Annotated in this window: 9 protein-coding genes; all 9 read left to right on the top strand. The window is 48.4% G+C overall.

Annotated features, from left to right (window positions below; genetic code table 11):
- The first annotated feature begins 53 nt into the window (after positions 1-53).
- The 9 genes from rpmH to noc all read left to right on the top strand — a co-directional run bounded on the left by rpmH (position 54) and on the right by noc (position 7,044).
- Positions 54-188 carry a 50S ribosomal protein L34 gene (rpmH, locus tag TOCE_RS11530; protein ID WP_013276999.1) on the top strand — a complete coding sequence of 45 codons (135 nt, stop codon included), beginning with the start codon at positions 54-56 and terminating at the stop codon, positions 186-188.
- Between the two features lie 56 nt (positions 189-244).
- Complete coding sequence (rnpA, locus tag TOCE_RS11525) at positions 245-595, top strand: ribonuclease P protein component (protein ID WP_013276998.1); 351 nt, start codon at positions 245-247, stop codon at positions 593-595.
- Complete coding sequence (gene yidD / locus TOCE_RS11520) at positions 585-800, top strand: membrane protein insertion efficiency factor YidD (protein ID WP_013276997.1); 216 nt, start codon at positions 585-587, stop codon at positions 798-800. Before rnpA ends, yidD begins: the two co-directional genes overlap by 11 nt.
- Before the next feature lie 63 nt (positions 801-863).
- The gene (locus TOCE_RS11515) at positions 864-1,493 is read left to right on the top strand and encodes a YidC/Oxa1 family membrane protein insertase (protein WP_013276996.1); all 630 of its coding nucleotides are present in this window, start codon (positions 864-866) and stop codon (positions 1,491-1,493) included.
- A gap of 1 nt (position 1,494) precedes the next feature.
- Positions 1,495-2,127 (top strand): RNA-binding cell elongation regulator Jag/EloR, encoded by a 633-nt coding sequence (gene jag / locus TOCE_RS11510; protein WP_013276995.1) that lies wholly within the window; start codon positions 1,495-1,497, stop codon positions 2,125-2,127.
- 38 nt (positions 2,128-2,165) lie between these two features.
- Entirely contained in the window at positions 2,166-3,548 is a 1,383-nt protein-coding gene (gene mnmE, locus TOCE_RS11505) for a tRNA uridine-5-carboxymethylaminomethyl(34) synthesis GTPase MnmE (protein ID WP_041424279.1), read from the top strand.
- An 11-nt stretch (positions 3,549-3,559) separates the two neighbouring features.
- Positions 3,560-5,443 carry a tRNA uridine-5-carboxymethylaminomethyl(34) synthesis enzyme MnmG gene (gene mnmG / locus TOCE_RS11500; RefSeq protein WP_013276993.1) on the top strand — a complete coding sequence of 628 codons (1,884 nt, stop codon included), beginning with the start codon at positions 3,560-3,562 and terminating at the stop codon, positions 5,441-5,443.
- A complete protein-coding gene (rsmG, locus tag TOCE_RS11495) occupies positions 5,440-6,192 on the top strand; it encodes a 16S rRNA (guanine(527)-N(7))-methyltransferase RsmG (RefSeq protein ID WP_013276992.1) in 753 nt (250 codons plus the stop codon). Before mnmG ends, rsmG begins: the two co-directional genes overlap by 4 nt.
- 33 nt (positions 6,193-6,225) lie before the next feature.
- Positions 6,226-7,044: a nucleoid occlusion protein gene (gene noc, locus TOCE_RS11490; protein WP_041423958.1), complete on the top strand. Its 819-nt coding sequence runs from the start codon at positions 6,226-6,228 to the stop codon at positions 7,042-7,044.
- The last annotated feature ends 30 nt before the right edge of the window (positions 7,045-7,074 follow it).

Raw genomic sequence — 7,074 nt, 5'->3', positions numbered from 1 at the left:
TTAATATTATAGGCTATAATCTATTTAGTTTTCAGTCCTGAGGGGGTGAAGTCTTGAAACAGACATACCAGCCGAGAAAAAGGTACAGGAAAAAGGTGCACGGTTTCAGAAAGAGAATGAGCACGAAGAGCGGAAGAAATGTGATAAAAAGAAGAAGACTGAAGGGAAGAAAGAGGTTAACAGCATAGGGCCGCACTGTTACAAAAAGCGGCCTTATTCCAGATTTTCGGAGGGCAGTTACAGGTTGAAAAAGTGCTTCAGATTAACAAAAAATTTCGAATTTATGCGGGTCTACAAAAAGGGTAGGCGAGCGGGATGCCCTCTTTTTAGCATGTACGCAAAAGAAAACCAGCTCGGGTATTCAAGACTGGGAATATCGGTTAGAAAGAAAACTGGAAAAAGCGTTGTTAGGAACAGGATCAAACGGCGGATAAGGGAAGCTTTCAGGACGAATATGGAAAACGTGAAAAAAGGTTACGACATCGTGGTTTCGGTAAAAGAAGATGCAAGGGAAGCCGACTTTAACGAGATAAAAAGAAGTTTGATATACCTTTTGAAAAAATTGAACCTCTGGACTGGGAACGATGTTAATTAAAAAATTACTTATTACTTCGATAATTTTTTACCAGAAAGTAATCTCGCCGCTAAAGCCGCGGACGTGCAGGTTTTATCCCTCCTGTTCGGAATACGCAAGGCTTTCGATTGAAAAGTACGGGGCTTTCCGAGGAGGTATAAAGGCTATAAAGAGAATATTAAAATGCCACCCCTTGCACCCCGGTGGCTACGATCCGGTCGAATAACCGCAGTAAAAAATAGTAAATAATAGAAAAAATAGGTTTGATAAATTAAGGGGGAGCGCTTAAATGGCATTATTAGAGGGCGTTTTGAAACAGATACTGGATTTTTTATTCCTATATACGAAAAGCTACGGCGTTGCCATAATTGTTTTGACAGCACTTATAAAGCTGGTTTTACTGCCTTTTAGTTTTCAACAATTTCAGTCGATAAAAAAGATGCAGGAGATAGCACCGTTGCAGAAAAAGCTCCAGGAAAAATACAAGAACGACAAGGAAAAACTCAACAGAGAACTGTTGAAGCTCTACCAGGAAAACAAAGTGAACCCCATGGGGGGTTGTCTTCCGCTTCTCATACAGTTCCCGTTTATAATAGCGCTTTTCAGCCTGCTGCAGCATCATAACTTCGGGAATGAAGGTTTCCTGTGGATAGCCGACCTGGGTGCTCCCGACAGGACATTTGTACTGCCGCTCCTGGCTGCGGTGACCACCTACGTATCGTCTAAAATAGGAATGCCTCAAAACCCGGACAACCCGCAAAGCTCGATGAACCTCATTATGTCCGCTGTTATAGGATGGATGGCCTTAAAATTCCCGTCGGGCCTTGCGCTTTACTGGGTAGTAAGTAACCTGATACAGATATTACAACAGGTTATAATAATGCGCTCCACAGCCTCTGTTAAGGAGGAAGTAAAGTAATATGAAGACCGTAGAAAAGCAGGGAAGGACGGTAGACGAAGCTCTGGAACTGGCGTTAAAGGAGTTGAACGCCAAAAAGGACGAAGTGGAAGTGGAAGTGCTGGAGGAGGGCAGCAGGGGGTTGTTCGGTCTGCTCTCTAGGATGGCGAGGGTTAGGGTGACCCTAAAGGAAAAGCCCGAAGAAAAAGCGCTGGAATTTCTAAAAGGCCTTATGAAGATACTTAAACTGGACCCCGTCATGAACCTGGTGCACGAAGAGGACGGCATGTGCAGGATCGAAATAAAAGGAAATAATATGGGCATACTTATAGGAAAGCACGGCACAACGCTGAACGCACTCCAGTATTTGACCGGGCTTGTGGCCAATAAGAACGATACGGGCTACAAGAGGATAATCCTGGACGTGGAAGGGTACAGGGAAAAGAGGGAAAAAACCCTAAAGGAGCTGGCCTTAAAGATTGCAAGAAGGGTTAAAGAGACTAAAAAGAGCATTGCCCTCGAGCCGATGCCGCCCAACGAGAGGAAGATTATACACAACGCGCTCCAGGGCGACGATTGGGTAAAAACCCACAGCGAGGGCGAAGAACCCTATAGGAGAGTAATAATTTCGCCGAAATATCCTCCTGTCAGATGACAGGAGGATATATTATAGGTGGAGGAGATTTTATGAGTATGACCGGGGATACCATAGCCGCTATTTCAACGCCGCTGGGTGAAGGTAGTATCGGTATAGTGAGGATAAGCGGAGAAGATTCCTTCCGTATAGCAAGCGAGATATTCCGCCCCAAAAAAAATATAGATCCTTCGGAGATGAAGCCCAGGACCATGTACCTGGGCAGCATAGTCGATCCGGGAAGCGGCGAGGTAATCGATGAGGTGCTGCTCGTTAAATACAAGGCCCCCTTTACTTACACGAGGGAAAATATGGTTGAGATAAACTGTCACGGAGGTTTCACCGTTCAGCGCCGGATCCTGGAAGTGGTGTTGGGCCGCGGTGCGAGGGTTGCGGAACCCGGAGAATTTACCAAGAGAGCATTTTTAAACGGCAGGATTGACCTTTCCCAGGCCGAAGCGGTTATAGACATCATACGGGCCAAGACCGACCGGGCGCTTAACGTGGCTGTAAACCAGTTAAAGGGAGGTCTTTCGGAAAGGATCCGGGAAGTGAGACAAAGGATTCTCCGGATTATCGCCCATATAGAAGCCAATATAGATTTCCCGGAGGATGATATACCGGAAGCCGACCCCGACACAATAAGAGAAGATATCCGGGGTATCCGGGTGGAGCTGGAGGAGCTTTTGAAAAAAGCCCAGGCAGGGAAGATTATGCGGGAGGGGCTTTCCACCGTAATCCTCGGGAGGCCTAACGTCGGTAAATCTTCGCTTTTAAATTCCCTGCTCAGGGAAAAGAGGGCTATAGTCACCGACATCCCGGGGACCACCAGGGATATAATCGAGGAGTACCTGAATATTAACGGCATACCGGTGAAGATAGTGGATACAGCCGGGATTAGAGAAACTTGCGACGCAGTTGAGAAGATCGGCGTAGAAAGGGCTCTGGAGTCGTTAAAAGAAGCGGAACTGGTGCTTTTGATGTTGGACGCCTCCGATGAGTTGAGGGAAGAGGACCGCGCGATAATGGAACTGGTAAAGGATAAGTTCGTAATAGTGGTCTTAAATAAGACCGATCTTCCCGAAAAGCTGAGTGTGGATGAGGTAAAATCGGCTTTTCCCGGAAAGCCGTTGATAAGGGTATCGGCTCTACGGGAAAAAGGGATCGAGGAGCTGAAGGAAGCCATATACAGGGCGGTCACCGAAGAGATAGGTCCCGTAGATGAAGGCGTTATTGTAACAAGGGCAAGGCACAGCCAGGCTGTAAAGAATGCAGTGGAGGCACTAGAAAGGGCTGAAAGTGCGCTTTCATCCGGAATTCCCATGGAGATGGTGGCCATGGAAGTGAGGGAAGCGTGGGAGCGCCTCGGCGAGATAACCGGAGATACGGTGCGGGAAGACGTGGTCAACGCTATTTTTGAAAACTTCTGCATAGGCAAATGAGGGTGATCGGAATGGAGTACACCGCAGGTTATTACGATGTGGCCGTAGTAGGAGCCGGACACGCAGGTTGCGAGGCTGCCCTGGCTTCGGCCCGCCTGGGAATGAAGACCGTGGTTTTTGCAATAAATCTGGATAGCATTGCTTTAATGCCGTGCAATCCATCCATCGGGGGGCCTGCCAAGGGGCACCTGGTGCGCGAAATAGACGCCCTCGGCGGGGAAATGGGGAAAAATATTGATAAGACTCTGATACAGATGCGGCTCCTGAATACAAAAAAAGGTCCCGCCGTGAGGGCTTTGAGGGCTCAGGCCGACAAAAAGGCATACCAGTTTTCCATGAAGTACACCCTGGAAAAGCAACAAAACCTCGACATCGTCCAGGGAGAAGTGGTTAGGGTCCTGGTGGAGGGTGGACGGGTAAAGGGTGTCGTCACCAAGACGGGAGGGGTGTACTATGCCCGGGCTGTAATTTTGACGACAGGCGTGTACCTGAGGGGCAGGATAATCATCGGCGACGTGAGTTACAGCGGAGGACCCAACGGTCTTTTTCCCGCCAACGAGCTTTCAAAATGCCTTGAAGCGCTGGGTTTCGAGCTGGGGAGGTTCAAAACCGGAACGCCTCCTCGGGTACACAGGGATTCCATCGATTTTTCCAAAATGATTGAACAGCCGGGAGACGAGGTAATCATCCCCTTCTCCTATGAAACCGAATCCATAAAAAGGCCGCAGATTTCGTGCTGGCTGACCTACACCAACGAGAAGACCCACGAGATAATCAGGAAGAACCTCTACAGGGCACCGCTTTACACGGGAGATATTAAGGGGGTAGGCCCCAGGTACTGTCCCAGCATAGAAGTGAAAATAGTCAACTTCCCAGAAAAGGAATCCCACCAGGTGTTCGTGGAGCCGGAGGGCGAAAACACCTGCGAGATGTACCTGCAGGGCGTTTCCACAAGCCTCCCCGAAGACGTACAGGTGGAGCTTTTGAGGACTATAAGGGGCCTCGAAAACGTGAAGATGATGCGGCCGGGATACGCCATCGAGTACGACTATGTGATACCGACCCAACTGAAACTGACCCTGGAGACCAAGGAAATTGAGGGCCTTTACATGGCCGGGCAGATAAACGGCACTTCCGGTTACGAAGAAGCGGCAGCCCAGGGCCTGATTGCCGGCATAAACGCCGCTTTAAAGCTGAAGGAAAGGGAGTCTTTGGTACTCGGAAGGTCCGACGCCTATATCGGCGTATTGATCGACGACCTGGTGACCAAAGGCACCGACGAACCGTACCGCATGCTCACATCCAGAGCCGAATACCGGCTGCTTTTGAGGCACGATAACGCCGATATGCGGTTGACGGAAATAGGTTACCGGGTGGGGCTTATCAGCGAAGAAAGATACGAGCGGTTCCTGAAAAAAAAGAAAATGATCGAGGAAGAAATAGAAAGGCTGCGCTCAACTAAAATTACGCCAACCGCTGAAGTAAACAAGGCTCTGGAGGAAATAGGTACGGCACCTCTTGCAACACCGGCCACTCTGGAAGACATCCTAAAGAGGCCGGAAATCGATTACGCGGCACTGAAAGCCCTGGACCCGGAAAGACCTGAACTTCCTCCGGAAGTTATAGAGCAGGTTGAGATAATGACGGCGTACGACGGGTATATAAAGCGCCAGCTGAAGCAGGTGGAAAATTTCAGGAAGATGGAAAATAAGCGCATCCCCGATGACATTGATTACGATAAAATTCACGGGCTCCGGACCGAGGCGAGGGAAAAGCTGAAGAAAATTCGGCCGGCTTCGATCGGCCAGGCTTCAAGGATTTCCGGTGTAAACCCCGCTGATATAACCATTCTATTGATATACCTGGAATCGGAAAAAAGACGGAGGGAAAAATGAGCGGTAATTTTGTAGAAAAACTCGTAAAGCTGGCCGGGGAATGCGGAATAGAAATAGACCCGGAAAAGGCGAAATTGCTCGGAATTTTTAAAGACGAGATAGTGGAATGGAATAAAAGGATAAACCTTACAGCTATTGTGGACGAGGAGCAATTTATAGTAAAACACATCATAGATTCTCTTATTATATTGAAAAAAATAGACTTTCACTCGGGGGCAAAACTGGTGGATGTCGGCACCGGGGCCGGCTTTCCGGGTGTACCGGTAAAGATAATGAGGCAGGACTTAGTAGTGCTGCTTATGGACTCCAGCAGAAAAAAAACGGAGTTTTTGAAGCATGCGGTTAAAAAGCTGGGGTTACAAAGAACAGATGTTCTATGTGCGCGGGCGGAAGAAGCCGCAAAAAGCGGCGGTTACCGGGAAATGTACGACGCCGCCGTTGCGCGGGCCGTCTCAGGTCTAAATACGCTGGTGGAGCTTTGCCTGCCCCTGGTGAAGGTAGGGGGCATTTTTATCGCTATGAAGGGCGAAGACCCGGGATCGGAAATCGAAGAAGCCCTTGGCGCCGCAGATATCCTGGGCGGGAGGATTGGAAATGTAATTCCCTATGAGCTGCCGGGGGGTATAAAAAGGCACCTTATAGTCGTAGAAAAAATAAAAAATACTCCCGAGAAATTTCCCCGACGGCCGGGAATGCCACAAAAAAAGCCAATACATCTAAAAATTTCCATAGAAAAAGAAGGAGATTAGATAACAGTATAGAATAATAAAATTAAAAAATATATGAGGCGGTGGTTATCTGTGTGGGGGGACAGGAAGAGTGAAGTGATCAATATCCCGGTGGATGCCATCAAGCCCAATCCATATCAGCCCAGGAAAAATTTCGACGACGAGTCGCTCAGGGAGCTGACCGATTCGATAAAGGTATACGGGGTACTTCAGCCCATAGTGGTAAGGCGCGTGGGGAAAAATTTATACGAACTGATAGCCGGCGAAAGAAGGTGGAGGGCCTGCCAGAAGGCGGGTCTCAAAGAGATACCTGCGATTGTCCGCGATACCAAAGAAACCGATACGGCCATTATAGCGCTGATAGAAAACCTGCAGAGGGAGAACTTGAGTTTTTTGGAGGAAGCCGAGGGGTACAGGCAGTTGATGTACGAGCACGGGCTCACCCAGGAGCAGCTGGCGGAGCGGCTGGGAAAGAGCCAGTCCACCATAGCCAACAAGGTTCGGCTGCTGAAGATGCCGGAAGATATTTTGAAAGTTATTTCCCGGGAAAATTTGACAGAAAGGCACGCCAGAGCCCTGCTAAAGCTGCCCGATGAAAAACTCCAAAGAGAGGTTCTGAATAAGGTGGTCGAAAAGGGGTTGAACGTGCGGCAGACCGAGGAACTGGTGGACAAGACCCTTGAAAAGATACAGGCGAAAACCGATACAAAGAGGAAAAAAACTTTAAAGATAGCCATAAAGGACATAAGGATTTTTGTAAATTCGGTAAAGAAGCTGGTAAACACCATCAAGGAGACCGGCTTCAAAGTAGATTACCAAGAATTCGATAGAGGCGATTACATAGAAATGGTAGTTCAGATCCCGAAAAGGTGATGAACTATTTTTTTTTTGCAAGTAATAGAA

Origin of the sequence: Thermosediminibacter oceani DSM 16646 (genome assembly GCF_000144645.1) — a bacterium.
In the GTDB taxonomy this organism is placed as follows: Bacteria; Bacillota; Thermosediminibacteria; order Thermosediminibacterales; family Thermosediminibacteraceae; genus Thermosediminibacter; species Thermosediminibacter oceani.
This window is presented reverse-complemented; position numbering and strand designations above follow the sequence as displayed.

Excerpts from the sequence above, each read along its gene's own strand:
- yidD (WP_013276997.1), top strand. The coding sequence starts at position 585 with ATGTTAATTAAAAAATTACTTATTACTTCGATAATTTTTTACCAGAAA.
- TOCE_RS11515 (WP_013276996.1), top strand. The coding sequence starts at position 864 with ATGGCATTATTAGAGGGCGTTTTGAAACAGATACTGGATTTTTTATTC.
- jag (WP_013276995.1), top strand. The coding sequence starts at position 1,495 with ATGAAGACCGTAGAAAAGCAGGGAAGGACGGTAGACGAAGCTCTGGAA.
- mnmE (WP_041424279.1), top strand. The coding sequence starts at position 2,166 with ATGACCGGGGATACCATAGCCGCTATTTCAACGCCGCTGGGTGAAGGT.
- mnmG (WP_013276993.1), top strand. The coding sequence starts at position 3,560 with ATGGAGTACACCGCAGGTTATTACGATGTGGCCGTAGTAGGAGCCGGA.
- rsmG (WP_013276992.1), top strand. The coding sequence starts at position 5,440 with ATGAGCGGTAATTTTGTAGAAAAACTCGTAAAGCTGGCCGGGGAATGC.
- noc (WP_041423958.1), top strand. The coding sequence starts at position 6,226 with ATGAGGCGGTGGTTATCTGTGTGGGGGGACAGGAAGAGTGAAGTGATC.